Consider the following 26980-nt stretch of genomic DNA (forward strand, 5'->3'; position numbering starts at 1 on the left):
GGGTGGTTAAGGCTTGCCGCCTGAGCGGCGTCCAGTCACAAAGCGCCGAGAAGGTTTCGCTCGCCAGGCGGCAGGCAGTTTCAGCTCGCCCCGTGCGGGCGACCGACAAGGGGCCGCCAGTCGCCGCGGCCCCTTGACCCCGGGCTCCCGGCTTTACAGCCTGAGCGGCGTCCAGTCATAAAGCTCCGGGAAGGTTTCGCTCGCCAGGCGGCAGGCAGTTTCAGCTCGCCCCATGCGGGCGACCGACAAGGGGCCGCCAGTCACCGCGGCCCCTTGACCCCGGGCTCCCGTCCTGCCCACCCGCCGCTGCGCGGTCCCTTCGCTGCTTCAGGATTTCTGCCGGACCGCCAGGACGCGCCATCCCTGGCGCGGCCTGACTTTCGCCGACGTCCTGTCGGCTCATCCGGAAATCCTGCATCCGCTCAGCGAGTGGGAAGGCCGGCCCACTCCACCGCTTTGATACCTGTGCCAAAACTACTTTCCGCGTCGCTTCAGATGCCAGAAAAGCATCACAGCTTATTGCTGTTCATTTTTTCATTTTCGTCAGGCCTTCCTGTCTTCAGTTCTGATTGCGCATGTTAATAACAGGCAAAGCAGGCCTTTGGGAAAAATACACGCCCTCACAGGCGAGGGTTTGCTTGAGGCATCCGCCGCGCTGAGGAGAGAACGAAGGCCAGGACGGCGCGGCACGGAAGCCGCGACGAGGACGGCTGCGCCAGGGACGGCGCATCCGGACGGTCCGTCAGGCCGCAGTGAATGACGAAGGAACAGCGGCGGCTGCCGGACGCCGGGATTGTTAAGGGGCTGGCGCAAGCCCCTTAACCCGACCGCCTGCATGGACAGGCTGAAACTCCCCACCGCCTGGCGGGCGGAACATTCTCGGAGCAAAACCGTGGACTTATCACCTGGCAGGCCCCAGGCAAAGCCGCACAAAAAAAAGAACAAAATCCCACAGGCGGGGGTTTTCCTGAGGCATCCGCCGCGCTGAGGAGAGAGCGAAGGCCAGGACGGCGCGGCAGGGACGCCGCGACGAGGACGGCTGCGCCAGGGAGGGCGCATCCGGACGGTCCGTCAGGCCGCAGCAAACGACGAAGGAACAGCGGCGGCTGCCGGACGCCGGGATTGTTAAGGGGCTGGCGCGAGCCCCTTAACCCGACCGCCTGCACGGGCAGGCTGAAACTCCCTGCCGCCTGGCGGGCGGAACATACTCAGAGCAAACCCCATCCCCGCCAACGGCGGAACTCCCCCTATATGCCCAGCAACAGCTGCCGCTCCAGCTGCGGATCCACCAGCGTCACATGCAATCCCACCAGCCGCACACCGCGACCCGCCCGGCGCTCATCCCAGGTTTTACGCGCCACGGCAATCATGTCTTCTTTATTTAGCACCGGCCAGACATGCTCCTGAGTCGTCTGCTGGAAATCACTGAACTTCAGCTTCACGCCCTGGCGCGCAATATGCTTATCGGGGCGAATCTGCGTCAGGCGCCGATCAAGCTCGGCATAGAGGTAATCAATGATTTCCAGGCAGCGCTCCCAGCTGTCGATATCGTCAGCCAGCGTACGCTCAACGCCTAATGATTTCCGTTCGCGTTCCACCACCACACCGCGTTCATCAATACCGTGGCTGCGCTCCCATAATATCCGGCCAAACTTACCAAAACGTTTTAGCAGCAGTGCCAAATCGGCATTTTGCACGTCGGCGCAGGTGTGCAGGCCCATCTCTTCCAACTTTTTTGCCGAGACTTTCCCCACGCCGGGGATTTTTGCCAAGGGTAATGCCAGCAAAAAGTCAGACATCTGCGCAGGCGTGATGACGTACTGACCATCCGGCTTATTTAAATCGGAGGCGATCTTGGCAAGGAACTTGATCGGTGCGATGCCCGCCGAGGCGGTAAGCTGCGTTTCGCGAAAAATAGTGGCGCGGATCTCCTGGGCGATCAACGTGGCAGAGCCCTGGCAGTGCGTGCTGTCGGTAACGTCCAGATAGGCTTCATCCAGCGACAGCGGCTCAATAAGGGAGGTAAAACGGGAAAAGATGGCGCGAATCTGGCTGGAGGCTTCTTTATAGACTTCATAGCGCCCGGGCAATAAACGCAGATGGGGGCAAAGCTTTAATGCCATACCGGTCGGCATCGCACTGCGCACGCCATATTTACGTGCCGGATAGTTAGCGGTACTGATCACGCCGCGGCGATCGCGGCTGCCGCCAATGGCCATGGGAATATCACGTAATGAAGGGTCATCACGCATTTCCACTGCAGCAAAAAAGCAGTCCATATCGACATGAATGATCTTACGCATCGCCCCTCCAGTACTGGATAAGTATACAGTCAGAAGAGACTTGTGCAATATTTCTTGCAGTTGCTAACAAACTTTACAAATTTTCAGCGCTATTCCATCAAAGAAATGGACATTTTGCTCTGCGCTGTATTGCTAAAAAAACACACAATGTTTAATGTTGCGCTGCGGTAGCGGAAAGTTCCGATAATGCAAACAGAGGCGCACTTACCGCGCCATTGTTCTTCTTCACTTCAAGGTATACACAGCATGGGCAAAATCGCACTTCTGTTTGCGATGATTTTACTGCCAGCCCTCAGCATGGCAATGACTCCTGAGCCGGTTCAGCAACTGGCCCCGGTCAGTAAAGAATTAAAGAAACAGCTAATCGGTACACCGGTTTATATTCAGATCTTTAAGGAAGAGCGTACGCTTGAGCTATACGGCAAAATTGGTAATGAGTACCGTTTGCTGGATACCTACCGCATCTGCAACTTTTCTGGCGGCCTTGGCCCTAAACGTCGTGAAGGCGATTTTAAAAGCCCGGAAGGTTTTTACAGCGTAAAAATGAATCAACTGAAGCCAGACAGCCGTTTTTACCGCGCGATTAATATTGGCTTTCCCAACCAATATGACCGCGATCAGGGCTACAGCGGTAACTACCTGATGATTCATGGCGACTGCAAGTCTATCGGCTGCTATGCCATGACCAATGCTTACATGGATCAGATTTTCACTTATGTGAACGCCGCATTACGCAATGGCCAGCAGGAAGTGAATATTGCCATTTATCCGTTTCGCATGACGGAGAGCAATATGCAGCGTCATCGCTATTCCACCTATGCGGATTTCTGGAAGCAGCTTCAGCCCGGCTATGCCTACTTTGCGCAATATCATCAGCCGCCAACGGTGAATGTTGCCAGCGGCAGATATGTGATGAACAGCAGCCCGGTCATCACACAACCCGAAGCGGCCTCACAGTCGTTCCTGGCGCTCTCCAAGGTAAAATAAAGCCCATTCGCCTGGCACGATCCGGTGCCAGGTTTCATTCCCCGTTAACGGCTGTGTCGCAATGACAGTGACCACATCGTTCGCGCCGGTATGTTTCTGGAAATCAATTTCCACATCCTGATCAAGTAGCTGCGCCCGGCCAAAAGGGGCTCGGCGGGTAATCCAGAACAGATTGGTCGAGCAGAACGCCATTAAGTAGCGACCATCCGACAGCAGCATGTTAAACACGCCCTTCTGCCGCAGTTCGCCCGCCAGTTCGCCGATATAGCGAAAGACCGCAGGCCAGTTACCTGGCGTACGCGGATAGCGCGTGGCCAGCTTGTGCAGGATCCAGCAGAATGCCTTTTCACTGTCGGTTTCACCAACCGGACGAAAGGTTCCGGTCTCCAGTTGCCTGTAGCCTTTAAGCTGCCCGTTGTGCGCATAGGTCCAGTTTCGCCCCCACAGTTCCCGCGTAAACGGATGGGTGTTTTCCAGAGAGACCGGCCCACGGTTCGCCTGGCGAATATGCGCCACGACGGAATGGGACTTGATCGGGTATTCCTGCACCAGACGCGCAATGGGGGAATTAAAACTCGGCAAGGGATCTTTAAAGGTGCGGCAACCTTTATCTTCGTAAAACGTAATACCCCAGCCGTCTTTATGCGGCCCTGTTCCGCCGCCGCGCTGCACTAATCCGGTAAAACTGAAACAAATATCGGTGGGAACATTGGCGCTCATCCCGAGCAATTCGCACATAGCAACCGCCTTATGTCAAAACGCCTCCTGCCGCTCAGGAGGCCAGTCGTGCTGTTACCTGACCATCTCTTTTTCAATCAGCAGCATCAGGATATGAATCACTTTAATATGGATCTCCTGAATGCGATCGGCATAGCCAAAATGCGGCACACGGATTTCAATGTCCGCGCTGCCAGCCATCTTGCCGCCATCTTTACCCGTCAGAGTGATCACTTTCATCCCCTGCGCACGCGCAGCCTCAACGGCCTTGATGATGTTGGCCGAGTTTCCTGACGTCGAGATCCCGAGCAGCACGTCGCCTGAACGCCCTACCGCTTCAACGTAACGGGAAAAGACGTGGTCATAGCCGAAGTCATTGCTCACGCAGGAAAGGTGGCTAACGTCTGAAATGGCAATAGCCGGATATCCAGGACGATTTTCACGGTAGCGGCCCGTGAGTTCTTCAGCAAAGTGCATCGCATCACAGTGAGAACCACCGTTGCCGCAGGAAAGCACTTTGCCGCCCGCTTTGAAGCTGTCAGCCAACATCACCGCCGCCCGTTGGATGGTGTGAATGTTCGCGTCGTCACTCAGAAAGTGATTCAACGTCTCTGCCGCTTCATTGAGCTCTGAACGAATAATGTCCTGATACATAGACTTGTCCTTTGTAGGGGAGGTTAATCGCAGCAAGTTTAACGGAATGGTTGACCTGCGCAAAGCACCACAGGGTCAGATAGCCGTGTGCTCGCCGTTTTTTTCACGTTCGTTATTTTCATTACGGGCGCTGTTTCGCTGATTTTGTGAGTCAGGTTGTAATTGCGATGTAAACAAATTGATAAATGCCAGCAGGTGATTTAAACCTCTCCTTATAACAGGTCAGACCTCTTACTACTTAACGGAGCACTTCATTATGATGGTTGTCTCGATTCTTGCGACAGTGGTGCTAATTGGCGCCCTGTTTTATCACCGCATCTCTCTGTCACTCAGTAGCGCAATCCTGCTGCTGTGGACCGCTGCGATGGCGGTGGCCCACCTGTGGACGCCGTGGCTGCTGTTGCCGCTGGCGATCATCCTGCTGCCTCTGAACCTGACCAGCCTGCGCCGCAAACTGTTTTCCAAACCGGTGCTGCAGCGCTTTCAGCAGGTCATGCCGCCGATGTCTCGTACGGAAAAAGAGGCGATTGACGCGGGCACAACCTGGTGGGAAGGCGATCTGTTTCAGGGCAAACCTGACTGGCAGAAACTGCACAACTACCCGCAACCGCGCCTGACGCCGGAAGAACAGGCCTTTATTGATGGCCCGGTGGAAGAAGCCTGCCGCATGGCGAATGATTTCCAGATCACCCATGAACTGGCGGATATGCCGCCAGAGTTGTGGGCCTATCTGAAAGAGCACCGCTTCTTCGCCATGATCATTAAAAAAGAGTACGGCGGACTGGCATTCTCCGCCTATGCCCAGGCACGCGTGTTGCAAAAACTGTCGGGCGTATCGGGTATTCTGGCGATTACCGTGGGGGTGCCTAACTCACTGGGTCCGGGCGAACTGCTGCAACATTACGGAACGGAAAAACAGAAAGATCACTATTTACCGCGTCTGGCGCGGGGCGATGAGATTCCCTGTTTCGCCCTTACCAGCCCGGAAGCCGGTTCCGATGCCGGGGCAATCCCCGATACCGGCGTCGTTTGCATGGGCGAATGGCAGGGCCAGCAGGTGCTGGGCATGCGACTGACCTGGAACAAGCGCTATATCACGTTAGCCCCAATCGCCACCGTACTGGGTCTGGCCTTTAAGCTTTCCGACCCCGAGCATCTGCTGGGCGAGAAAGAGGAACTGGGCATTACCTGTGCCCTGATCCCAACCAGCACGCCGGGCGTGGAAATCGGTCATCGCCACTTCCCGCTCAACGTACCGTTCCAGAATGGTCCAACCCGTGGGAAAGACATTTTTGTCCCCATTGATTTCATCATTGGCGGCCCGGAAATGGCCGGTCAGGGCTGGCGGATGCTGGTGGAATGTCTGTCCGTCGGCCGTGGCATCACGCTGCCGTCAAACTCAACCGGTAGCCTGAAAACGGTGGCACTGGCGACCGGCGCCTATGCGCACATCCGTCGTCAGTTCAAGCTGTCTATCGGTAAAATGGAAGGTATTGAAGAGCCGCTGGCGCGCATCGCAGGTAATGCCTATGTAATGGACGCGGCCGCTACGCTAATCACCACCGGGATTATGCAGGGTGAAAAACCCGCGGTGCTGTCAGCCATCGTCAAATATCACTGTACCCATCGCGCTCAACAGTCAATCATCGATGCGATGGATATCGCGGGTGGTAAGGGCATCATGCTGGGTGACAGCAACTTCCTGGCGCGTGCCTATCAGGGTGCGCCCATCGCTATCACCGTGGAAGGCGCGAACATTCTGACCCGCAGCATGATTATCTTTGGTCAGGGGGCAATTCGTTGCCATCCTTATGTCCTGCAGGAAATGGCCGCCGCCGCCAGCAACGATGTTGCCGCCTTCGATAAGGCGCTGTTTAGCCATATTGGTCACGTTGGCAGCAACGCGATGCGCAGCCTGTGGCTAGGCCTGCTGGGCGGTCGAACCAGCGCCGCGCCAACCCGCGATGTAACGCGTCGCTATTATCAGCACATGAACCGCATTAGTGCCAACCTGGCCTTGCTGTCAGACGTCTCTATGGCGGTCTTAGGCGGCAGCCTGAAACGTCGCGAACGGATGTCTGCTCGCCTGGGTGATGTGCTGAGTCAGCTCTACCTGGCGTCTGCCACTCTGAAACGCTATGACGATGAAGGACGCCACGAAGCCGATTTACCGCTGGTGCACTGGGGCGTGCAGGATGCACTGAATAAAGCAGAGAAAGCCATGGACGATCTGCTGAGTAACTTCCCGAACCGCCTGGTGGCTGGCGTTATTCGACTGATGGTGTTTGCCGGTGGTCAGCACTGCCCTGCACCGTCCGATCGTCTTGATCACAAACTGGCAAAAATGCTGCAGGTGCCTTCAGCGACGCGCTCGCGCCTGGGCCGCGGTCAGTATCTTGCGCCGAGCCAGCATAATCCTGCTGGTCAGTTAGAGCAGGCATTGCAGGACGTGATGGCGGCGGAAGTGATTCACGACCGCCTGTGCAAGCAGCATAAAAAACACTTCTCATTCACCCGACTGGATGCGCTGGCTAAACAGGCGTTGGAACAGGGCTGGATTGACGACAAAGAAGCTGAAGTGCTGAAACGCGCCGAGCAGAGCCGTCTGCGTTCCATTAACGTGGATGAGTTTGAGGCTGATGCGCTGGCCGTGCCGGCAAAGCAGGATGTCTCAAAACCCGCCCGCCCCAGTGAGGCGGCATAAACAATCAGGCCGACATCATGTCGGCCTTTTTTTATCCTGCCTGACGAATGCGGGCAATCAATGCCTCGACATCGTCCACGTGCCCGGCGGCCAGAATCAGGGTGCGGCCTAAGGTAATCGCATTGCGAATACAATCGGTGCGCATTTCATCATCCCGAATCAGCTTCATGTCCGCCACGTGCGACATGCCCACCGTTCGACGGATCAACTCCGTTCCACAAAAGCCAATGGTGTCCGCCCAGACTTTACGCAGAAACGCCTGTGCATAACCCGGATACGCCATGGCCACATCCTGGGTGTGACTTTCTGCCAGCGCCAGGAAGCGCGTCGCAAAGGTATTCCAGACATCACGCACGTCGCTAAGGCGCTGCTCACGGGCATCAACGGCTTCGCGGGGAGGCAACAGGCCCGGTAAACCACAGTAGTTGATCAGCAGGTTACCCAGCGCGGTGCCCACGTCAAAGCCGATGGGTCCAAAATAACCAAACTCGGCATCAATCGCTTTCAAGCTGCCGTCAGCCACAAAAATCGAGCCGCTGTGGATATCCCCATGCAGTAACGCCTCGGCATGGCTGAAGAAAACGTGCTTGAGCCCGGCCACAGCAATACGCAACGCGTCGTCAGTGCGAAGGGATGCGACCAGCGGCTCCAGCGCGTCAGGATAGCTGTTGCGCTCGTGGTCAGTGTAGGGATCGTTAAAGAACAGATCTTCGGTGATCTCGCACAGCTCAGGGTTGATAAAGCGCGCCACCTCGGCTTTCTTGTGATGCGGGTGCAGAATAAAGTCTGAGGTGTGAAACAGCGTCTGCGCCAGATATTCTCCGAGCTGACGCGGCGCTTCAGGGTAGTAGGCGCCTTTCACCAGCTCACTGCGCCAGATGCGGTGGCTGGAAAGATCTTCCATCACCATCACCGCCAGATCCGCATCGTAATGCGTAACCTTAACCGTGTGCTGGGGGCAATATTTGTAGTGCTCAACCAGCGTTTGCGCTTCGATACGCGCACGATCCAGGGTTAACGGCCACGATTCGCCGACGCAGCGAACATAGGGCAGCGCCTGTTTGACTACCACGCGGCTTTTACCCAGGTTGTCGTAAATTTTAAAGACCAGATTGAGGTTACCATCGCCAATCTCTTCCGCGCTGCTTAGAACAGAAGGATCATCCATGCCGCCAAACGTTTTGGCATATTCCACAGCATCGGCTGCAGTGAACGTACGGTATTGCGACATTGACCTTTCCTCATCAACAAACGCCGGTGCAAGCCGGACCTGATTAATCTTTCGTAATAAGCCGTTCAGACGTCTATACATCCGTTAAGCATGTTGGCACAATATCCGCTATTAACGCAACATGGATTTCACCAACAATGCAGACATTCCAAACTACCAGCTTACAGGTTCGTAACAACCAGCTCTGGATACTGGATCAGCAGGCCCTGCCCCAGCAAAAGAACTGGCTGCCTGCCCATTCGGTCGCGCAGTTGGTTGAACATATTCATGCGCTGCGGGTGCGCGGTGCGCCGTTAATTGGCCTGTCTGCATCCCTGCTGCTGGCACTGCTGGCGGAACAGGGTGAAACGCGCGAGCAGCTGGCACAGTCGCTGGAAATATTGCGGGCCGCCCGCCCGACCGCGGTCAACCTGATGAATAACCTCGATCGTATGAAACAGGCGCTGGAGCAGCCAGACAGGGTGACGAGCCTGGCAGAAGAAGCCTTGCGGCTGGTGCAGGAGGATAAACAGCTCTGCGATCGCATCGCCGAAGCCGGAAACTCGCTGGTCAAACCCGGCAGCCAGCTGTTAACCCACTGCAATACGGGCGGCCTGGCGACCGCAGGCGTCGGCACAGCCCTGGGCGTTATCGCGCGCGCGCATCAAGAGGGCAAGGTCCGAAATGTTTGGGTCGATGAAACGCGTCCCCTGTTGCAGGGCGGGCGCTTAACCGCCTGGGAACTCGGCGAACTCGGCGTACCTTACCAGTTGATCACCGATTCGATGGCCGCCAGCCTGATGGCTGCGGGCAACGTGGACGCTATCTGGGTGGGTGCGGACCGCATCGCGGCCAATGGTGACGTAGCGAACAAAATCGGCACCTACAGCCTGGCGGTGTTAGCGCACTATCACGGTATTCCGTTCTACGTTGCGGCCCCGCATACCACGTTGGATCGGCTCTGCCCGACGGGCGCGGCCATTCCTATTGAACAGCGTGCCGCCAGTGAAGTCACCGGTGTGTCCGGAAGCTTCGGCAGCGTGCAGTGGGCTCCTGAAGAAGCGCAGGTCTACAATCCCGCCTTTGATGTTACGCCTGCCGCGCTGATCAGCGGTTGGGTGCTGGATACCGGCGTGATCGCACCGGCTCAGGTTGCCGCTGGCATCTTCCAGCCACAGTAAGCAGGACGGGCGGCTTACGGAATCAGCCGCCCGCAGAATGCGCCGTGATTACGCGAGGCGCGGATAAGCATCGGCAATCTTGTCGCCGGTGAAATTGGCGATCCAGCCTTCCTGATTATCAAAAATGCGAATCGCGGTGAAGTGCGGGGACGATCCCATATCAAACCAGTGCGGCGTGCCGGCGGGCACCGAAATCAGATCGTTCTTTTCGCACAGGATCTGCAAAATTTCACCGTCCAGATGCAGACAAAACAGCCCCGCACCCTCGACAAAGAAGCGCACTTCATCTTCGCCGTGCGTGTGTTCCGACAGAAACTTCTGGCGCAGAACGTCCTTCTGCGGGTTATCGGCACGCATGCTAATCACGTCCCAGCTCTGATAGCCTTTTTCGGCCACCAGCCGGTCGATGGCATGCTGATAGGCGTTGATGACCGTTTCCGCATCCGGGTTTTCGCCCAGATCGTGGTCGGCCTGCCAGCGTTCAAAACGGACGTCTTTGGCATTCAGCCGCGCGCGAATCGCCTCAGCATCGGTGCTGTGCCATATCGGCTGGCTGGGATCGCTATCGCTAAAAATGGTCAGTGCACTCATCTCAAATCGACTCCGGGTTAATCTGGGAAAAATCGGCGACCTGACGATGATGGCTGTCATCATCTGCCGCGTCACGAATCAGCTGCAGCGTGTGCCAGCCAGCCTGCTCTGCTGCGTCCAGCTCCTGATGAATATCAGAAAGAAACAGCAGTTGTTCGGCGGGCAAGCCCGTTTGCGCAGCGATGTTCTGATACGACGTCTTCTCACGCTTGGCGCCCACGTGGGTATCAAAATAGCCGCTGAACAAACCAGTAATATCACCTTCGTCGCTGTAGCCAAATAACAATTTCTGCGCGGCAACCGAGCCAGAGGAATATATATATAATTTAATACCTTGCGCGTGCCAGGCCTTAAGCGCGGGCAGCACATCAGGATAAAGGTGCCCGGTAAAGCGACCGCTCAGGTAGCCCTCGCGCCAAATCATTCCCTGCAGCGCCTTCAGGCCGGTCGATTTGCGATCCGCATCCATGTAAGAAAACAGAATAGCGATGACCTCGTTTGTATCGGCATCGGGTTGCCCCGCTTCGGTACGCACGGCGTTTAGCGCCTGTTGCACCTCAGTCTGCGTCTGATTCTCGCGAACATAATCAGCCAGATGCGCTCGGGCATAGGGAAACAGAACGTTATGTACAAAGCGGATATCGCTGGTGGTCCCTTCAATATCGGTAACAATGGCCTTTATCATGCTTTCTCCAGCAGGCGACGTTGGCGCTCGCATTCAAATAAAAATTCCAGACCTTCAAGATGACGACGGGCTTCAGCGACGTCTTTGCCCCAGCAGGTCAGGCCGTGTCCGCGCAGCAGAAAGCCATAGCGCAGGGGAAAACGGGCGGCATAATCCTCGATCTCTGACGCCAGCGCTGCCACATCCTGACTGTTGTCAAACAGGGGAATCGCCACGGTAGCATCGTGGGTCGTTTGCCCGCTCAGCGACTTTTGCATCTCATAGCCGTAGAGCAGCACGGCGGCGCCCTGCTCAACCCGCGACAGCACCGTGGAATTGACTGTGTGCGTGTGCAGTACCGCGCCCGCCTCCGGGAACAGACGGTAAATCAGCGTGTGCAGCGCGGTTTCTGCCGAAGGCTTACGGCCCGAGGGGGCCAGATTAGTGGCAATGTGGACCTGAATAAAATCATCCCGCGTCAGGCTGCCTTTGTCTTTGCCCGACTCACTCAGCAGGCAAACATGTGCATCCTGGCGCACCGACATATTGCCACCGGTGGCCGGTGCCCAGCCCTTCGCGCCTATCCAGTGACAGGCTTGCACCAGCTGATCTACTGCAGAAGAATCGGACATCATCGTTCCTTTTAGCCGTCTAAGCGTCTTGATTGCCAAATACTAGCATCCTGTTTATAGTGGCATCAACTAAGGGTTTTTCCGCTACCGTTTTTGCGCGTAAGGCTACCTAATCATGACGCAGTCCAACCTGACGCCCGAGAGCAAGCTGCCTGCACTCGGCACCACCATATTCACGCAAATGAGCACGCTGGCACAGCAGCATAACGCGATTAATCTTTCTCAGGGATTTCCGGATTTTGATGGTCCGTCTTACCTGCAGGAAAGGCTGGCTTACCACGTCAGTCAGGGCGCGAATCAGTACGCACCCATGACCGGCGCACAACCGCTTCGCGAAGCCATTGCGGATAAAACCGCCGCGATCTATGGCTATCGGCCCGATGTGAACAGCGATATCACCGTGACGGCAGGGGCTACTGAAGCCCTGTATGCCGCCATCACCGCCCTGGTGCGGCCCGGTGACGAGGTCATCTGTTTCGATCCCAGTTACGACAGCTATGCGCCTGCGGTACAGCTGGCGGGCGGCACACTGAAACGCCTCACCTTGCAGCCACCGTTGTTCACGGTTGACTGGCCTGCGTTCTCCGCGCTGCTAAGCGACAAAACCCGCCTGGTCATCTTAAACACGCCGCATAATCCCTCGGCCAGCGTCTGGCATCACGCGGACTATGCCGCGTTATGGCAGGCTGTCGCCGACCGGGAAATCTACGTGCTGAGCGATGAAGTCTATGAGCACATCTGCTTTGCACAGGACGGTCATGCCAGCGTGCTGGCGCATCCTGAGCTGCGTCAACGTGCGGTGGCGGTGTCATCCTTTGGCAAAACCTTTCATATGACGGGCTGGAAAGTCGGTTACTGCGTGGCACCGGCGGCCATTAGCGCCGAGATCCGTAAGATCCATCAGTACCTGACGTTTTCAGTCAACACGCCTGCGCAACTGGCGATTGCCGATATGCTGCGCCAGCATCCCGAACACTATCGTGAACTGCCCGAGTTTTATCGCGCGCGCCGTGACCGACTGATACAGGCCTTGCGCAGCAGTCGTTTTCACCTGTTGCCCTGTGAAGGCACCTACTTCCTGCTGGCGGACTACAGTGCCATTTCGGACCTGGACGATGTCAGTTTTTGCCAGTGGCTGACGCGTGAAGTGGGCGTAGCCGCCATTCCGCTGTCGGTATTCTGCGAGGCGCCTTTCCCGCACAAACTGATTCGGCTGTGCTTTGCAAAACAGGAAGCCACACTTGATGCGGCAGCGGAGCGGTTATGTCGACTCTAGCGATAACGCTGCTACAGGAGCCACTGACGTGGATGGATGGTGAGGCCAACCTGCGCCATTTCGATCGGATCTTAGTCGACCTCACGCAACGGGATGTCATTATTCTGCCCGAAATGTTCACCACCGGTTTTGCCATGGAGGCCGCACAGCAGGCCTTGCCGCAGCCGCAGGTCGTGGAATGGTTACAGCACCATGCTAAGCGCAGCAATGCGCTGGTGGGCGGTAGTGCCGCCGTTCATACCGCAGAAGGTGCCGTGAACCGTTTTCTGCTGGTCGAGCCGGATGGCACGCTGCACCAGTATGACAAACGTCATCTGTTTCGCATGGCCGATGAACAGCAGCATTATGTTGCGGGCAAGGCGCGTACGGTGATTCCGTGGCGCGGCTGGCGTATTCTGCCGCAAATCTGTTACGACCTGCGCTTTCCGGTGTTCTCACGCAATCAAAATGACTACGATCTGGCGCTGTATGTCGCCAACTGGCCTGCAGCGCGCGCCCTTCACTGGCAGGCACTGCTGCTGGCTCGCGCTATCGAAAATCAGGCATATGTAGCAGGCTGCAACCGTGTGGGCAGCGATGGTAATCAGCATCAGTACAGTGGGGACAGTCGAATTATTTCTCCGCAGGGGGAGATTCTGGCGGCGGGCGAGCCGTTCAAAGCCGGTCAGGTTGAGGCATCGCTGTCGCTAGCCGAGTTGCAGGCTTATCGCGAGCGGTTTCCGGCATGGCGCGATGCGGATGGCTTTACGTTGGCAGAATAAAATCGCCCCCGGCCTGGCCGGGGGCGATTCAGGCGTTTACTGCAGGTCGAAACGGTCCAGGTTCATCACTTTCGTCCAGGCCGCCACGAAGTCGGTAACAAACTTCTGTTTTGCATCGCTGCTGGCATAAACTTCGGCCAGAGCGCGCAGGATGGCGTTGGAACCGAACACCAGATCGGCGCGCGTCGCGCTGTACTTCACTTCTCCGCTCTGGCGATCGCGGCCTTCGAAGATCTCTTCACTGCCGTCGGTCGCACGCCATGCGGTGCGCATATCCAGCAGATTCACAAAGAAATCATTACTCAGCACGCCCACGCGGTCGGTGAACACGCCGTGATGGCTGCCGTCAAAGTTGGTGCCCAGCACACGCAGGCCACCCAGCAGGACGGTGAGCTCTGGGGCACTCAGCGTCAGTTGCTGCGCCTTATCCAACAACAGGGTTTCAGTGGATGATCCCCCCTGTACGCGACGATAGTTACGGAAACCATCTGCCAGCGGTTGGAGTACGTTAAAGGATTCTACATCAGTTTGATCCTGACGAGCATCCACGCGGCCAGGGGTAAAGGGCACCTGTGCGCTGACGCCGGCTGCGGCTGCGGCCATTTCGATGCCGACGCTGCCCGCCAGGACAATGACGTCAGCTAATGAAGCTTTACCGGATTCCTGCTGGATCTGCTGCAGTTTCGGTAATACATCGTTAATTACGCTGGCGTTCACCGCCCAGCTGTTCTGAGGCGCCAGCGCCAGACGGGCACCGTTTGCGCCGCCGCGTTTGTCGCCACCACGGAAGGTTGAAGCCGAAGCCCAGGCCGCCGAAACCAGCTGGCTTACCGTCAAACCTGATGCAGCGATTTTCGCCTTCAGTTCGCTGATATCATCGGCCGTCGGCTGATGCGTTGGCTGCGGTAACGGATCCTGCCACAGTAAATCTTCCTTTGGCACTTCCGGACCGATGTAACGCGCTTTTGGCCCCATATCGCGGTGGGTCAGCTTAAACCAGGCGCGGGCAAAGGCTTCGTTAAAGGACTGCGGATCGTTCAGGAAGCGGCGAGAAATCTTCTCGAACTCGGGGTCGAAACGTAACGTCAGATCCGTCACCAGCATGGTCGGTTTGCGCTTTTTCGCAGGATCGAACGGATCCGGAATAATGTCGTCAGCGTTGACCGCTTCATACTGAATCGCACCCGCCGGGCTGTGCGTTTTTACCCACTCATATTTGAACAGGTTCTCAAAGAAGTAGTTGCTCCACTGGGTTGGCGTTTGCGTCCAGACGACTTCAAGGCCGGAGGTAATCGCATCTGCACCCACACCGCTGCCGTGGCTGTTGTTCCAGCCAAAGCCCTGTGCTTCGATAGGTGAGGCTTCAGGATCGACGCCCACGTGACTCGCGGCGGCGGCACCATGGGTTTTGCCCAGGGTATGTCCACCCGCAATCAGCGCCACGATCTCTTCGTCGTTCATGCCCATGTTGCCGAATGTCGCGCGAATCGCTGGCGCGGCAGAAGCCGGATCGCCGCTGGCTTCAGGCCCCTCTGGGTTCACGTAGATCAGCCCCATTTCGGTCGCGCCCAGCGGTGCGTTAGCCAGGCTTTCCGGATGGCGATGGGCCAGCCACTCGGTTTCGTTACCCCAATCCACGTCCATATCCGGTTCCCAGACGTCTTCACGACCGGCACCAAAACCAAAGGTACGGAAACCTGAATTTTCCAGCGAAACGTTGCCGGCGAGGATATAGAGATCGGCCCAGGAAATTTTCTGACCGTATTTTTGTTTTACCGGCCACAGCAGGCGGCGGGCTTTATCAAGGCTGACGTTATCTGGCCAGGAGTTCAGTGGGGCGAAACGCTGTTGACCCCGGCCTGAGCCACCGCGCCCGTCGACGGTGCGGTAAGTACCGGCACTGTGCCACGCCATACGAATAAACAGGCCAATGTAGGTGCCCCAGTCGGCTGGCCACCAGGATTGGGAGTCGGTGAGCAACGCCCGGATGTCGGCTTTCAGTGCGGAGTAGTCCAGCGTGCTGAACGCTTCGCGGTAGTTGAAGTTTTCGCCGAGGGGATTAGAACGGTTGGAGTGCTGGTTTAGCAGATCCACGCGCAACATGTTTGGCCACCAGTCGCGATTGCTGGTACCACTGCCGGCTCCACGAGCCAGAACGCTTTCTTCTTCCGATTTACCGTGATGAAAGGGACATTTACCTGAAGCGGCTACATCATTATCTTTTGGCGTGCTCATTATCGGCTCCGTTGCCTTCACATTATTGACCTTAAGATAACCCTGGCGTTAGCAGGAATATAGTCGGATGGGCCGAAGGTATTGATAGCCGATAGCTCTCAAGCGCAGCGGAAAAACGCTGCGCCTGATGCACCTGTTAACTGCCGCGATAGGTAGACCAGCTCCAGGGCGAGATTAAAAATGGCAGATGATAATGGCTGGCGCTTTCCGTCAGCACAAAATCAATTTGCGCACTGACGTACAACGTTTCTCGTCCGCCTGCGCGGAAGTATTCGCCAATCGCGGCCGTCAGGCGGTACTGTCCCGGCGCAAGCGGCTCGGGTGTCAGATCCTTCAGGCGACCATCGTTATCCGTGATGCCCCGGGCACAGGTTACCCACCCTTGTGCCCCGTGCTGTTCCAGCAACATGGCTACGCCTGGCGCGGGTTTACCCAGCGCGGTATCCAGAATATGGGTGCTGATAGTGCTCATGAAAAACTCTCCTTAAGGCGCAGCAGGGTGATTTCCCGCAGTTGTTCCAGAGATTCCTGGCGCTCGCTTTCCGGGCTGTTGTCCAGCCGCCGTGTAAGTTCATCAAGCATATTCTGTGCGCTGCGCCCTTTCGCCCGGATCAAAAAGACCCGGTTAAAGCGCGCCTCATAAGCCTGGTTGCCCTGCACCATCGCCTGCTGTAACGCATCGTCTGCCTGTTGCATGGCCGCTTGTTCGCTGCGTGATAAACGTTTTTCCTTCTCGTCGCCCTGTGCCTTTTCCCCGATGCGCGGATGAGCTGAAAGCGCCTGATTCAGATCGTCTTCCTGCCAGGCCTGGGCCAGCCGTTGTGCCTCAGCCAGCAGGGCCTCAACGCTGTGAAACGGGCGGGCCGCCACCAGCGCCTGCTGCCAGCGAGGAATCGCGACGCAGTGCGAGAGCGCAAGCTGAGCGACGGCTTGCGGTAGCTGGTTAAAGGTGCCTAAATCCATCTTAATGCTGCTCCGCAAGGTGACATATCGTCTGCAAATAGGCCTGAACCGCCGGGGCGACATCGGCTTCATTGACCGATTCGGCCGGATGGTGGCTGATACCGCGATGGTTACGCACAAACAGCATGCCTACCGGCCAGCGTTCTGCGATTGCGATAGCATCATGGCCTGCGCCACTGGGCAGGGCCAGGCTGCGCCCCTGTACGGTTTCAACCGCGTGGCTCAACGCCTGTTGCAATCCGGCATCGCAGGCCGTCGCCGCAATGCGGTAATACTCATGAGATTCGAAGGTTAATCCCCGACGCAGCGCAATGGCTTCCGCCTGGGTCAGCAAGGCGGACAGCAGCGCTTCAAGCGGTGCGTCCTCGGGTCCGCGCACATCCAGCGACAGATTCACCTCGCCCGGAATGACGTTGACCGCGCCCGGTGCGCAGTTGAGCGTGCCTACCGTTGCCACTAACTGCCCCGGCTGTTCGCGCGTCGTGTGTTCAATAAACACCATCCATTCCGCCGCCGCCGCCAGGGCATCTTTACGATGCTTCATCGGCACCGTACCGGCATGGCCCGCCTCGCCCGTAAAGCAGCAGTTCAGGCGACGGGCACCGTTGATCGCCGTGACCACCCCGAGCGCGAGATCTTCCTGCTCCAGGCAAGGTCCCTGCTCAATGTGCAGCTCCAGATAGGCCACGATATCGCTGACGTTGCGCGCGGCACGCTGGATCTGACTGGCTTCCAGCCCCACGTCGCTCATCGCCTGGGAAACCGTGATGCCGTTGCCGTCAGGATGTGTCGGCCAGCTGTCAGGCCAGGTGCCGGTAATGCCGCGACTGCCCAGCAACGTGATGCCAAAGCGCGTGCCCTCTTCATCCCCGAAGCCGATGACTTCAATGGCCAGCGGCAATCGACGCTGGCGATCGTGCAGCCACTGGACGGTTTCAATGGCGCTCAGCACGCCCAGCATCCCGTCATAGCGGCCGGCGTTGCGTACCGTGTCCAGATGCGAACCCAATAACAGTGCGGGAGCGCCGGGCTGCGCGGCCTCATAGCGACCGCAGATATTGCCCACCTCATCCTGCCAGACCGTCATACCGGCAGCCTGCATCCATTCGCCCACGCGCGCATTGGCCCGCAGGTGCTCTGGCGACAGGTAAACCCGTGTCAGGCCCTGATCGCTTTCACTGATCTCAGCCAGCGCGTCACAGCGCGCCATCACGCGCCGAGCGGCAATCTGAGCCTCGCTGGCATTCATCATCATGCATTGCTCCCATAGTGGTTCCATGCCGCCTGCGAACCGGCCCCCTGTGGCGTACGATAACCGACATGGGACAGGACCATTTCCAGCGCCGCCAGCGTTTGCATCACGCAGTCTTTACGCGCGTTATAACCCATGGTGCCGATGCGCCACACTTTGCCATGCAGCGGGCCAAAGGACGTGCCGATCTCAATGCCAAAATCCTCCAGCATGAGCTTACGCACTTCATCGCCATTGACGCCCTGGGGAATCACCACGCCCAGGACATTGCTCATCTTGTTACTGAGATCGCCAAAGGTTTCCAGCCCCATTCCCTGAATGCCTTTCAGCATCGCCTCGCCGTGAAGCTGGTGGCGGGCAATGCCGTTGTCCAGCCCTTCCTGCAGAATCAGACGCGCACACTCACGCGCGCCGAACAGGGCGCTGGTGGCTTCAGTATGGTGATTGAGCCGTTCCGGGCCCCAGTAGTCCATGATCATGCCGAGATCGAAATAGTTGGAGTAGATCATCTCGTCGTCACCATCCTGATGCGCGTCGGTGCGGATCCCCTGCTCCACGCATTTGCGCTTGCGGACTATCGCCGCCATCTCATCGCTTAACGTGATCGGGGAGGTTCCGGACGGGCCGCCCAGGCATTTCTGCATGCCCGCGGAGACCGCATCCAGTCCCCATGCATCGGTTTCCAGCGCATTGCCCGCCAGCGACGCCGTCGCATCGGTATAGAACAGCACGCCATATTTTTTGCAGATGGCACCCAACTCAGCCAGCGGCTGCAGCATGGTGGTCGAGGTATCGCCCTGCACGGTCAGCAACAGGCGCGGTTTGACTTTTTTGATGGCGTCTTCAATCTGGTCTGGCGTAAAGACCTCGCCCCATGGCACGTCAATCGTGTGCACATCGGCACGGCAGCGGCGGGCAATTTCACACAGCAGATGACCAAAACGGCCAAAGACCGGCACCAGCACTTTATCGCCGGGGCGAATCGCCGACAGCAGAATTGCCTCAATACCGGCGCGTGAGGTGCCGTCAATCAGTAACGTCCAGCGGTTTTCCGTGCGAAACACGCCACGATACAGCGCCATCACCTCATTCATATAGTGCGTCATGGCCGGATCGTATTGCCCGAGCAGCTGGCTCGACATCGCACGCAGCACGCGCGGATCGGCATTGATAGGGCCAGGCCCCATTAACAGACGCTGAGGAGGATTAATTTGCGGAAATTGAGAGATATCCATAGTGAATTCCTTGTTAAGCACTCAAAGACGCACAGAGGAAATAAACTGCTTTAGCTCCGCCGTCTGTGGAGAAGCGAACAGCGTTTTACTGTCGCCCTGCTCCCAGACGCGCCCCTGATGCATAAAGACCACACGATCGCCCACGTCGCGGGCGAAGTTCATTTCATGGGTGACGAGAATCAACGTCATGCCCTCGGCGGCAAGCTGTTCCAGCACTTTTAGCACTTCACCGACCAGCTCAGGATCCAGTGCAGAGGTAATCTCATCACACAGTAAGACGCGGGGTTCCATCGCCAGCGCGCGGGCAATGGCAACGCGCTGCTGCTGACCACCAGACAGGCTGGAAGGGTAATAATCCAGCCGCTCGCCCAGCCCCACTTTTTCCAGCATGCGCGCCGCCAGTTCGCGGCACTCGGCCTGGCTTTTTTTCAGTACCCGACGCGGCGCCAGCATGACGTTTTCCAGCGCCGTCATATGCGGGAACAGATTGAAGTTCTGAAACACCATGCCGACTGAGCGGCTGATTTCCCGCGCCTGGGAATCACGGTCGGTAATCGTCATACCGCCGAGTTTAATGCTGCCATCCTGATAGCCTTCCAGCCCGTTCATGCAGCGCAACAGCGTACTTTTGCCTGAACCGCTGCGCCCGATAATGGAGATCACTTCTCCCATATCGATATCCAGATCCACGCCTTTGAGAACGTGGTTGGTGCCGTAATACTTCTGCACCTGATTAATGGTGATGAGCGGCATTAAATTTTTTCTCCAGATACTGGCTGTAACGCGACAGCGGATAACACAGCAGGAAATAGCCCAGTGCCACCAGCCCAAAGACTTTAAAGGGCTGATAGGTCACGTTATTCAGAATGGTGCCGGCCTTGGTCAGCTCGACGAACCCGATAATGGATGCCAGCGCCGTGCCTTTGATCACCTGCACCGCAAATCCCACCGTGGGGGCAATCGCAATGCGAATCGCCTGGGGTGCGATGACCCGCGTCAGCGTCTGACCAAAATCAAGCCCGAGGCAGCGTGATGCTTCCCACTGGCCCTTGGGCAGGGCCTGAATACTGCCATGCCAGATATCCAGCAGAAACGCGCTGGTATAAAAGGTCAGCGCCAGCGAGGCGGCGGTCCAGGGCGCGACGTCGATACCGAACAGTCCGACGCCAAAGAAAGCCAGAAACAGCTGCATCAGCAGCGGCGTGCCCTGGAACAGTTCGGTATAGGCACGGATCACGCGCGTCAGCCATTTACGCTTTAACAGGCGTAAAAACAGCAGCGGCAGCGTGACCAGCGTGCCGCCTAAAAAGGCCACCAGCGACAGCGCGATGGTCCAGCGAGCCGCCAGCAGCAGATTGCGCAGGATGTCCCAGTCAGTAAAGGTTGTCATCATGCCTGCACCCCCAGCCATTTGCGGCCAATCGCCAGCAGCAGCTGACGCATCACAATCGACAACGCCAGGTAAATCAGCGTGGTCACCGAGTAGACTTCAAAACTCAAAAAGGTGCGCGACTGAATCAGGTTGGCGGCGAAGGTCAGTTCCTCGTAGGAGACCTGCGAAACCACCGACGATCCCAGCATGACAATGATGCACTGGCTCACCAGCGCCGGATAAATCCGCTGCAGCGACGGCGGCAAAACCACGCGTAAAAACGTCTGGCTGCGCGTCAACCCCAGAACCCGACCGGCTTCCCACTGCCCTTTTGGCGTGACCTGAATACCGGCACGGATAATTTCCGTACTGTAAGCCCCCAGGTTAACCAGCATGGCCAGCAGCGCGGCTTCACCCGCAGTGAGTTTCAGCCCCAGGTTCGGCAAGCCGAACACAATAAAGAACAGCTGCACCACAAACGGCGTGTTGCGTATCAGTTCAACATAGAGGCCCCACAGGCGGCTTAACCAACTGGGTTTACCACTGCGCAGCGCCGCGCCGATGATACCGATACTGACGCCCCCGACCGTTGCCAGCACGGTTAACTGGATCGTTACCCACAGGCCGGAGAGCAACTCCGGCCAGTACGGCCACAATGCAGGGAAATTAAGTTGCCCGGTCATTGCTCCATCCTTATGCGCCCAGGTTGGCTGGCAGCGGCGCTTTCAGCCACTCTTCGGACATTTTATTCAGCGTGCCGTCTTTAATGCCCTGCTCGATCAGCGTATTCACTTTGTCTTTCAGCGCCGGCTCGTCTTTCTTCAATCCGATATAGCACGGAGAGTCTTTCAGCATAAATTGCGCAACAGGGGCTTTTGCCGGGTTCTGACGCGTAATGGCCGCGACCACAAGGTTACCCGTTGCCACGTACTGCACCTGGCCGGAGAGGTAAGCGGATAAGGTGGTGTTGTTATCTTCATAACGTTTCACCTGCGCATCCTTAGGGGCTACCTCACTCAGTACCATGTCCTCTACCGCACCGCGGGTGACGCCAACAGATTTACCGCTCAGTGCTGCGGCATCCTTCAGATGATCGCCTTTAGGACCGAAAACGCCCAGGAAGAACGGCGCATAGGCCCGGCTAAAGTCGATCACCTTTTCGCGTTCCGGGTTTTTCCCCATGCTGGAGATCACCAGGTCAACTTTGTCCGTTTGCAAGTAAGGTACGCGGTTCGCGCTGGTGACCGGCACCAGCTGCAACTTAAGTTTCATCTGCTTAGCCAGATACTTCGCCATGTCGATGTCATAGCCCTGGGGTTGCAGATCGGTTCCCACTGAGCCAAACGGCGGGAAATCCTGCGGTACCGCAACCCGCAGCACGCCGCGTTTCTGGATATCCTGCAGTTGATCGGCCAACACGTTGCCCGCCTGCACCATCAATACTGCCGCTGCTGCGACCGCCATCAGAACTTTTTTCATTATGCACCCCGGTGAGATTATGTGAAACAAAAGATTCTTATTGAAGGCATTCTGCAACTAATGTGCCAACGCGGACGCACGCTGAAAAAAGCGACTTAATGGCTGCTAAGCACTATTTATAGCGATACAGAGGCATCAGACGTTGCCCCGCAGGACGTTCCAAAACGGGGCAAAGCACCAAAACGGTGCCTGTTAACGGTGCTCCAGCTCGTCAAGCTGGTGATAAAGATCGGCAATATGGTGAATGCGCTGGCGTCCGTCTGACAGCAGTTCATGCAGCAAGGCATTGGCAAGCAGGTTGATCAGGCTCATGGCCGACGCGTAACTGTCAAACGCTGACACGCTGTCCAGCGGTGCGCAAAACTGCCAGCGCGCCAGGGCGATAACGCTCTGCGCCTGAGGCTCGCACAGCGCCAGCACGGGAATAGCGGCGCTTTGCAACTGCTGCATCAGCGGCTGGATAATGCGGGTGCGCCGCCGGAAGGCGATAACCACGACCATATCCTCAGGCGTTATATCCACCAGGTCCTCGGCCAGCGTCTGTCCCGGCTGGGGCAGGATATGCACCTGCGAACGCGTCTGTATCAGCTGTTGGCGCAGGTGCAGCGCCACCGGATAGGCATTGCGCATGCCGACAATGTAGATACGTTTCGCCTGAGCCAGTTGAGCGATCACCTCAGTAAACTGCCGGGCATCAATGCTGTTTACCCACTGTGTCAGGTTGGCCATCTCCTGCTTGTAATGGCGCGACAGTAAGGTATTGCCCTGTACGGCATCGCGGTTATCCGTTAGCGGCATCCCGCTCTGGCGCAGGGTACGCAGCTCATCGCGCATATCTTTGTACTTGTCATAACCGAGCCGTTTAAACAGCCGGCTGACGGTCGCTTTTGACACGCCGCTCAGGCGCGCCAGCTCGGCGCTGTTATAGCTAATCAGATCGTCGAAGTGGTCAAAGATAAAGTCGGCAATGCGCTGCTCCTGCGGCGAAAGCTGGGGGTAGTGGGTTTTGAGCCGTTCATCAAGCTGTTTCATTCAGGTCCTGTAACTTTTGTTTCAACCGCGGGGTTTAACAGAAGCTAGCATAATTTGGGCCAGATAAACCGGTTCCGATCCTTCGCGGCGATAAAAACTGGAACGGCTCTTGCTTAGTTATTGGTTCTGTACCCTGAATAACACAATGAGAAGAGCATGATTCAGAGCAATATGGCCCCGCTGGGCATGGCGGTAACGCCTCATCATCTGGCCAGTGAAAGTGCGCTGGCGGTGCTGCGTGAAGGCGGCAATGCGATTGAGGCCATGGTGGCCGCTGCTGCGACTATTGCCGTCGTCTATCCGCATATGAACGGCCTGGGCGGGGACGGTTTCTGGCTGATAATGCCGGGTAAGGGCGACCCCATTGCTATCGACGCCAGCGGCAGAGCGGGTTCTCTTGCAAATATCGACTTCTATCAGGGTGAAACGCAAATTCCACATCGCGGGCCAAAAGCCGCATTAACGGTGGCGGGCACGGTGAGCGGCTGGCATGAGGCATTGGCGCTGTCAGCCGAGCTGGGCGGCACGCCCCTGCCCCTGGCACGATTACTGCGTGACGCGGTGCGTTACGCAGCAGACGGCATTCCGGTCACGGCCTCGCAGGCCGCGGCCACCCGCAGCAAGCGCGAAGAGCTCCAGCATCAGCCCGGCTTTTCCGCCCTGTTTTTGCCGGACGGAGATGTTCCGGCGGAAGGCAGTCGTTTCACCCAACCCGACCTGGCGCGCACGCTCAGCCTGCTAAGTGAAGAAGGGCTGGAAAGCTTTTATCGCGGCACGCTGGCGCACCATCTGGCAGGCGAGATGGTCAACCTGGGCATTCCCGTTACCCTGGCCGATTTACAGCAGCAGCGGGCCAGTCGGGTCAAGCCGTTGCATGTCAGACATAGTGAAGGCGATATCTGGAATATCACACCGCCGACGCAGGGGCTGGTTTCTCTGGCGATCCTGGGCATTACCGATCATCTGGATATGGCGAATGCCGATGAAGCACAAACCATTCACCGCATCGTTGAGGCGACAAAAAAAGCGTTTGCTTTACGCGATCGGCACATCACCGATCCCCGTCATGTGGTGGACGATCTGCAGGCGCTGCTCGACAGCGATCTGCTCACAACGATCGCCAGCCAGATTGATGATAACCGCGCCGCGCCATGGGGAACCGGACGAGGCCCCGGCGATACCGTCTGGATGGGCGTCATGGACAGCAGCGGCCTTTCCGTCTCTTTTATCCAGAGCATTTATCATGAATTTGGCAGTGGCGTGGTGATGCCCGGCACCGGGATCGTCTGGCAAAACCGCGGAGCGGCTTTCAGCCTCGATCCCGATCACCTGCTGGCACTCGCCCCGGGTAAACAACCTTTCCACACGCTGAACCCTGCCGCGGCGCGCCTGAAAGACGGCCGGACGATGGTATATGGATCCATGGGCGGTGACGGACAGCCCCAGACCCAGGCTGCCATTTTTACCCGCCATGTGATCCAGCGCCTGCCGCTGCAACAGGCGGTCAGCGCACCCCGCTGGCTGTTGGGCCGAACGTGGGGACAGACCTCGGATTCCCTCAAGCTGGAGAGTCGCTTCGCGCCAGAAACGCTGGAGCGGTTACGTCAGTTAGGCCATGAGGTGGAGTCACTTCCGCCATTCAGTGAAGTCGTCGGCCATGCAGGTGCGATTGTTCGTCACAACAACGGTATGTTCGAAGGCGCAAGCGATCCGCGTAGCAACGGCAGCGCCGCCGGTTTTTGACAGGAGTACGTTATGAATCACATTGAGTGGGCAACCTATATCGCCCAAATGGAACACATTCTTCATCTGGACCTGGACGACGCACGCCGTGCAGCCCTGCTGGTCCAGATGACGCGCATTGCCGATATGGCGGCCCCGCTGATGGCTTATCCGCTGGACGATCGTCTTGAAGTTGCAGGAGTGTACAACGCATGAGGCTGAGCGAGGTTTCCATTCAGGCACTTCAGCAGAAGATTCAGCAGGGAGAGATCAGTGCGCGTGAAGTGGCGGAGCAGACGCTGACCGCGATTGAGAAACAGAATCCGCAGCTGAATGTCTGGACGGATATCACTTCAACGCGAATGTTGCAGGAAGCGGATGCGATTGATAAACAGCGCCTGCGCGGTGAGATGTTACCGCCGCTGGCGGGCATTCCCTATGCGGTAAAAAACCTGTTTGATGTGCAGGGTTACTCAACCCTGGCTGGGGCTGAATTATTTCGTCAGCGCCCGGCAGCCAACCGTGACGCCTTTGCCATCACCCAACTGCAACAGGCCGGCGCCCTGCTTTCTGGCATGGTGAATATGGATGCCTATGCCTACGGTTTTACCACTGAAAACAGCCACTATGGCGCCACGCGCAATCCGCATGATCTGGCGCGGATCGCCGGGGGATCCTCCGGCGGTTCAGCGGCAGCCGTGGCGGCCGGACTGGTGCCTTTCTCGCTGGGCACGGATACCAATGGATCGATACGCGTGCCGGCTTCCCTGTGCGGCATCTTTGGCCTGAAGCCAACCTTTGGTCGCCTGTCCCGCAGCGGTAGCCATCCGTTTGTCGCCAGTCTGGATCACATCGGTCCCTTTGCCCGCCGCGTTGACGATCTGGCGCAGGTTTACGATCTCCTGCAGGGTAAAGACAGCATGGATGCCTTTCAGGCCGATCGGCCTCAGGCACCCACGCGGCCTCAGTTGGAACGGGGGGCACAGGATTTGCGCTGTGCGGTTCTGGGCGGCTTCTTTTCGACGTGGTGTGATCATGATGCCCGTGCCGCGCAGATTCAAATCGCGACCGCGTTGCAGGCTAGTGAGGAAGTGATTATGGCGGAAGCCGAACTGGCCCGCTCAGCCGCCTTTATTATGACCGCGTCAGAAGGCGGCAATCACTATCTGCCGGCGCTGCGTCAGCAACCTGAACGGTTCGAACCTCATTCCCGTGAGCGCCTGCTGGCGGGCGCGATGCTGCCGGGTGCGTGGTATGTGCAGGCGCAACGCTTCCGTCGTCATTTCCAACAGCAAATACTGCCGTTGTTTGAGCGGTTTGATGTCCTGATCGCCCCCGCCACCCCTTGCAGCGCGCCGCTGATAGGTCAGGAAACCATCGCCATCAACGGCCAGAACTTGCCGACCAAGGCCAGCATGGGCATGTTAACCCAACCGATCTCTTTTCTCGGCCTGCCCGTCTGTACTGTTCCACTGGCCACGGCAAGCGGCTTGCCGATTGGCGTACAGCTTATCGGTGCGCCGTTTAACGAACAGGCGGTATTACGAGCCGCCTTTGCCCTTGAACAACAAGGTCTGACATTTTCGCCTACCTGTATGGCTGGAGCCTGATGAATACTGAAGAGATTAACCGCCCCGACGTGCTGGATGCCGTAACCGCCGCCTTTTACCGTTACGAACAGGCGCTGACGGGCAACGATATTGCCGTTCTGGATGCGCTATTCTGGCACGATGCCAGAACGGTGCGGCTGGGTGCCGGAGAGAACCTGTACGGCATTGATGAGATTCGCGCTTTCCGTGCCGCCCGCCCTTCGGCGGGGCTGGATCGCACCTTACAGAATACGGTGATCACCACCTTTGGCGATGCCTTTGCCGTGTGCAGTACCGAATTCACCCGTGCAGGCACGGAGAAAATTGGCCGTCAGCAACAAACCTGGGTGAAATTCCCCTCAGGCTGGCGCATCGTCGCGGCCCAGGTCAGTCTGATGAGTTAAACCGATCCCTTGCGCCA

26 protein-coding genes are annotated in these 26980 nt (G+C 57.5%); 9 read left to right on the forward strand and 17 right to left on the reverse strand.

Annotated features, from left to right (window positions below):
• Positions 1–1247 precede the first annotated feature (1247 nt).
• Complete coding sequence (gene dinB / locus AAIE03_RS13515; protein ID WP_014593005.1) at positions 1248–2303, reverse strand: DNA polymerase IV; 1056 nt, start codon at positions 2301–2303, stop codon at positions 1248–1250.
• Positions 2304–2549: 246 nt separating this feature from the next.
• On the opposite strand from dinB, the gene dpaA reads away from it, so the two are divergent.
• Positions 2550–3290 carry a peptidoglycan meso-diaminopimelic acid protein amidase gene (gene dpaA, locus AAIE03_RS13520; protein ID WP_014606503.1) on the forward strand — a complete coding sequence of 247 codons (741 nt, stop codon included), beginning with the start codon at positions 2550–2552 and terminating at the stop codon, positions 3288–3290.
• Here dpaA and AAIE03_RS13525 read toward each other — a convergent pair.
• Together AAIE03_RS13525 and lpcA are read right to left on the reverse strand one after the other, a co-directional pair.
• Complete coding sequence (locus AAIE03_RS13525) at positions 3255–4028, reverse strand: class II glutamine amidotransferase (protein ID WP_013024770.1); 774 nt, start codon at positions 4026–4028, stop codon at positions 3255–3257. The genes dpaA and AAIE03_RS13525 overlap by 36 nt on opposite strands.
• Before the next feature lie 54 nt (positions 4029–4082).
• A complete protein-coding gene (gene lpcA, locus AAIE03_RS13530; protein ID WP_014593004.1) occupies positions 4083–4661 on the reverse strand; it encodes a D-sedoheptulose 7-phosphate isomerase in 579 nt (192 codons plus the stop codon).
• A gap of 256 nt (positions 4662–4917) precedes the next feature.
• On the opposite strand from lpcA, the gene fadE reads away from it, so the two are divergent.
• Entirely contained in the window at positions 4918–7365 is a 2448-nt protein-coding gene (fadE, locus tag AAIE03_RS13535) for an acyl-CoA dehydrogenase FadE (RefSeq protein ID WP_498563038.1), read from the forward strand.
• A gap of 31 nt (positions 7366–7396) precedes the next feature.
• On the opposite strand, the gene mtnK is transcribed toward fadE, so the two are convergent.
• A complete protein-coding gene (gene mtnK / locus AAIE03_RS13540) occupies positions 7397–8596 on the reverse strand; it encodes an S-methyl-5-thioribose kinase (protein ID WP_024471630.1) in 1200 nt (399 codons plus the stop codon).
• A gap of 137 nt (positions 8597–8733) precedes the next feature.
• Between mtnK and mtnA the strand changes: the two genes are divergently transcribed.
• A complete protein-coding gene (mtnA, locus tag AAIE03_RS13545; RefSeq protein ID WP_019106335.1) occupies positions 8734–9756 on the forward strand; it encodes an S-methyl-5-thioribose-1-phosphate isomerase in 1023 nt (340 codons plus the stop codon).
• Positions 9757–9804: 48 nt separating this feature from the next.
• On the opposite strand, the gene AAIE03_RS13550 is transcribed toward mtnA, so the two are convergent.
• Genes AAIE03_RS13550 through AAIE03_RS13560 form a run of 3 tightly spaced genes read right to left on the reverse strand, consistent with a single transcriptional unit; the run spans position 9805 to position 11643 of the window.
• Entirely contained in the window at positions 9805–10347 is a 543-nt protein-coding gene (locus tag AAIE03_RS13550) for a 1,2-dihydroxy-3-keto-5-methylthiopentene dioxygenase (RefSeq protein WP_498563039.1), read from the reverse strand.
• Between the two features lies 1 nt (position 10348).
• The gene (gene mtnC / locus AAIE03_RS13555; protein WP_498563040.1) at positions 10349–11032 is read right to left on the reverse strand and encodes an acireductone synthase; all 684 of its coding nucleotides are present in this window, start codon (positions 11030–11032) and stop codon (positions 10349–10351) included.
• Positions 11029–11643, reverse strand: coding sequence for a methylthioribulose 1-phosphate dehydratase (locus AAIE03_RS13560; protein WP_014606509.1), 615 nt, complete (start codon positions 11641–11643; stop codon positions 11029–11031). The genes mtnC and AAIE03_RS13560 overlap by 4 nt, the downstream gene beginning before the upstream one ends.
• A gap of 115 nt (positions 11644–11758) precedes the next feature.
• Here AAIE03_RS13560 and AAIE03_RS13565 point away from each other — a divergent pair, with 115 nt between their 5' ends.
• Together AAIE03_RS13565 and AAIE03_RS13570 are read left to right on the forward strand one after the other, a co-directional pair.
• A complete protein-coding gene (locus AAIE03_RS13565; protein ID WP_014593000.1) occupies positions 11759–12919 on the forward strand; it encodes a pyridoxal phosphate-dependent aminotransferase in 1161 nt (386 codons plus the stop codon).
• Entirely contained in the window at positions 12907–13680 is a 774-nt protein-coding gene (locus AAIE03_RS13570; protein WP_498563041.1) for an amidohydrolase, read from the forward strand. The genes AAIE03_RS13565 and AAIE03_RS13570 overlap by 13 nt, the downstream gene beginning before the upstream one ends.
• A gap of 36 nt (positions 13681–13716) precedes the next feature.
• Here the strand turns inward: AAIE03_RS13570 and katG are convergent, their stop codons facing one another.
• From katG to hpxU, 10 genes are all read right to left on the reverse strand, one after another.
• Complete coding sequence (gene katG / locus AAIE03_RS13575) at positions 13717–15915, reverse strand: catalase/peroxidase HPI (RefSeq protein WP_014592998.1); 2199 nt, start codon at positions 15913–15915, stop codon at positions 13717–13719.
• A gap of 136 nt (positions 15916–16051) precedes the next feature.
• Entirely contained in the window at positions 16052–16387 is a 336-nt protein-coding gene (gene uraH, locus AAIE03_RS13580; protein WP_013024759.1) for a hydroxyisourate hydrolase, read from the reverse strand.
• Complete coding sequence (gene uraD, locus AAIE03_RS13585; protein WP_014606512.1) at positions 16384–16878, reverse strand: 2-oxo-4-hydroxy-4-carboxy-5-ureidoimidazoline decarboxylase; 495 nt, start codon at positions 16876–16878, stop codon at positions 16384–16386. Before uraD ends, uraH begins: the two co-directional genes overlap by 4 nt.
• Before the next feature lies 1 nt (position 16879).
• Positions 16880–18133 carry an allantoate amidohydrolase gene (hpxK, locus tag AAIE03_RS13590; protein WP_498563042.1) on the reverse strand — a complete coding sequence of 418 codons (1254 nt, stop codon included), beginning with the start codon at positions 18131–18133 and terminating at the stop codon, positions 16880–16882.
• On the reverse strand, positions 18130–19365 hold the full coding sequence (locus AAIE03_RS13595) for a pyridoxal-phosphate-dependent aminotransferase family protein (RefSeq protein WP_498563043.1): 1236 nt from the start codon (positions 19363–19365) through the stop codon (positions 18130–18132). Before AAIE03_RS13595 ends, hpxK begins: the two co-directional genes overlap by 4 nt.
• A gap of 21 nt (positions 19366–19386) precedes the next feature.
• Positions 19387–20118 (reverse strand): amino acid ABC transporter ATP-binding protein, encoded by a 732-nt coding sequence (locus AAIE03_RS13600; RefSeq protein WP_014592994.1) that lies wholly within the window; start codon positions 20116–20118, stop codon positions 19387–19389.
• Positions 20099–20755, reverse strand: coding sequence for an amino acid ABC transporter permease (locus AAIE03_RS13605; protein WP_024471625.1), 657 nt, complete (start codon positions 20753–20755; stop codon positions 20099–20101). The genes AAIE03_RS13600 and AAIE03_RS13605 overlap by 20 nt, the downstream gene beginning before the upstream one ends.
• Positions 20755–21420: an amino acid ABC transporter permease gene (locus AAIE03_RS13610; protein ID WP_013024753.1), complete on the reverse strand. Its 666-nt coding sequence runs from the start codon at positions 21418–21420 to the stop codon at positions 20755–20757. Before AAIE03_RS13610 ends, AAIE03_RS13605 begins: the two co-directional genes overlap by 1 nt.
• A 10-nt stretch (positions 21421–21430) precedes the next feature.
• Positions 21431–22216 (reverse strand): transporter substrate-binding domain-containing protein, encoded by a 786-nt coding sequence (locus AAIE03_RS13615; RefSeq protein WP_014592993.1) that lies wholly within the window; start codon positions 22214–22216, stop codon positions 21431–21433.
• 192 nt (positions 22217–22408) lie between these two features.
• The gene (hpxU, locus tag AAIE03_RS13620; protein ID WP_013024751.1) at positions 22409–23248 is read right to left on the reverse strand and encodes a MurR/RpiR family transcriptional regulator HpxU; all 840 of its coding nucleotides are present in this window, start codon (positions 23246–23248) and stop codon (positions 22409–22411) included.
• A 156-nt stretch (positions 23249–23404) separates the two neighbouring features.
• Between hpxU and AAIE03_RS13625 the strand changes: the two genes are divergently transcribed.
• The 4 genes from AAIE03_RS13625 to hpxZ are packed head-to-tail and all read left to right on the forward strand — an operon-like array spanning position 23405 to position 26963.
• Positions 23405–24991, forward strand: a complete 1587-nt coding sequence (locus AAIE03_RS13625; RefSeq protein ID WP_014592991.1) for a gamma-glutamyltransferase family protein — start codon at positions 23405–23407, stop codon at positions 24989–24991.
• Between the two features lie 12 nt (positions 24992–25003).
• Entirely contained in the window at positions 25004–25186 is a 183-nt protein-coding gene (gene hpxX, locus AAIE03_RS13630; protein WP_498563044.1) for an oxalurate catabolism protein HpxX, read from the forward strand.
• Positions 25183–26580 carry an AtzE family amidohydrolase gene (locus AAIE03_RS13635; RefSeq protein WP_013024748.1) on the forward strand — a complete coding sequence of 466 codons (1398 nt, stop codon included), beginning with the start codon at positions 25183–25185 and terminating at the stop codon, positions 26578–26580. Before hpxX ends, AAIE03_RS13635 begins: the two co-directional genes overlap by 4 nt.
• Entirely contained in the window at positions 26580–26963 is a 384-nt protein-coding gene (gene hpxZ / locus AAIE03_RS13640; RefSeq protein WP_014606520.1) for an oxalurate catabolism protein HpxZ, read from the forward strand. Before AAIE03_RS13635 ends, hpxZ begins: the two co-directional genes overlap by 1 nt.
• The last annotated feature ends 17 nt before the right edge of the window (positions 26964–26980 follow it).

The sequence above is a fragment of the Pantoea sp. Ae19-2 genome (genome assembly GCF_059801205.1).

Excerpts from the sequence above, each read along its gene's own strand:
- mtnA (WP_019106335.1), top strand. The coding sequence starts at position 8,734 with ATGCAGACATTCCAAACTACCAGCTTACAGGTTCGTAACAACCAGCTC.
- katG (WP_014592998.1), bottom strand. The coding sequence starts at position 15,915 with ATGAGCACGCCAAAAGATAATGATGTAGCCGCTTCAGGTAAATGTCCC.
- fadE (WP_498563038.1), top strand. The coding sequence starts at position 4,918 with ATGATGGTTGTCTCGATTCTTGCGACAGTGGTGCTAATTGGCGCCCTG.
- AAIE03_RS13610 (WP_013024753.1), bottom strand. The coding sequence starts at position 21,420 with ATGACCGGGCAACTTAATTTCCCTGCATTGTGGCCGTACTGGCCGGAG.
- mtnK (WP_024471630.1), bottom strand. The coding sequence starts at position 8,596 with ATGTCGCAATACCGTACGTTCACTGCAGCCGATGCTGTGGAATATGCC.
- lpcA (WP_014593004.1), bottom strand. The coding sequence starts at position 4,661 with ATGTATCAGGACATTATTCGTTCAGAGCTCAATGAAGCGGCAGAGACG.
- AAIE03_RS13605 (WP_024471625.1), bottom strand. The coding sequence starts at position 20,755 with ATGACAACCTTTACTGACTGGGACATCCTGCGCAATCTGCTGCTGGCG.
- uraH (WP_013024759.1), bottom strand. The coding sequence starts at position 16,387 with ATGAGCACTATCAGCACCCATATTCTGGATACCGCGCTGGGTAAACCC.
- AAIE03_RS13635 (WP_013024748.1), top strand. The coding sequence starts at position 25,183 with ATGAGGCTGAGCGAGGTTTCCATTCAGGCACTTCAGCAGAAGATTCAG.
- AAIE03_RS13565 (WP_014593000.1), top strand. The coding sequence starts at position 11,759 with ATGACGCAGTCCAACCTGACGCCCGAGAGCAAGCTGCCTGCACTCGGC.
- AAIE03_RS13525 (WP_013024770.1), bottom strand. The coding sequence starts at position 4,028 with ATGTGCGAATTGCTCGGGATGAGCGCCAATGTTCCCACCGATATTTGT.
- hpxX (WP_498563044.1), top strand. The coding sequence starts at position 25,004 with ATGAATCACATTGAGTGGGCAACCTATATCGCCCAAATGGAACACATT.
- mtnC (WP_498563040.1), bottom strand. The coding sequence starts at position 11,032 with ATGATAAAGGCCATTGTTACCGATATTGAAGGGACCACCAGCGATATC.
- AAIE03_RS13615 (WP_014592993.1), bottom strand. The coding sequence starts at position 22,216 with ATGAAAAAAGTTCTGATGGCGGTCGCAGCAGCGGCAGTATTGATGGTG.
- uraD (WP_014606512.1), bottom strand. The coding sequence starts at position 16,878 with ATGGATTTAGGCACCTTTAACCAGCTACCGCAAGCCGTCGCTCAGCTT.
- dpaA (WP_014606503.1), top strand. The coding sequence starts at position 2,550 with ATGGGCAAAATCGCACTTCTGTTTGCGATGATTTTACTGCCAGCCCTC.
- AAIE03_RS13595 (WP_498563043.1), bottom strand. The coding sequence starts at position 19,365 with ATGGATATCTCTCAATTTCCGCAAATTAATCCTCCTCAGCGTCTGTTA.
- AAIE03_RS13550 (WP_498563039.1), bottom strand. The coding sequence starts at position 10,347 with ATGAGTGCACTGACCATTTTTAGCGATAGCGATCCCAGCCAGCCGATA.
- hpxZ (WP_014606520.1), top strand. The coding sequence starts at position 26,580 with ATGAATACTGAAGAGATTAACCGCCCCGACGTGCTGGATGCCGTAACC.
- hpxK (WP_498563042.1), bottom strand. The coding sequence starts at position 18,133 with ATGATGATGAATGCCAGCGAGGCTCAGATTGCCGCTCGGCGCGTGATG.
- hpxU (WP_013024751.1), bottom strand. The coding sequence starts at position 23,248 with ATGAAACAGCTTGATGAACGGCTCAAAACCCACTACCCCCAGCTTTCG.
- AAIE03_RS13600 (WP_014592994.1), bottom strand. The coding sequence starts at position 20,118 with ATGCCGCTCATCACCATTAATCAGGTGCAGAAGTATTACGGCACCAAC.
- AAIE03_RS13625 (WP_014592991.1), top strand. The coding sequence starts at position 23,405 with ATGATTCAGAGCAATATGGCCCCGCTGGGCATGGCGGTAACGCCTCAT.
- dinB (WP_014593005.1), bottom strand. The coding sequence starts at position 2,303 with ATGCGTAAGATCATTCATGTCGATATGGACTGCTTTTTTGCTGCAGTG.
- AAIE03_RS13560 (WP_014606509.1), bottom strand. The coding sequence starts at position 11,643 with ATGTCCGATTCTTCTGCAGTAGATCAGCTGGTGCAAGCCTGTCACTGG.
- AAIE03_RS13570 (WP_498563041.1), top strand. The coding sequence starts at position 12,907 with ATGTCGACTCTAGCGATAACGCTGCTACAGGAGCCACTGACGTGGATG.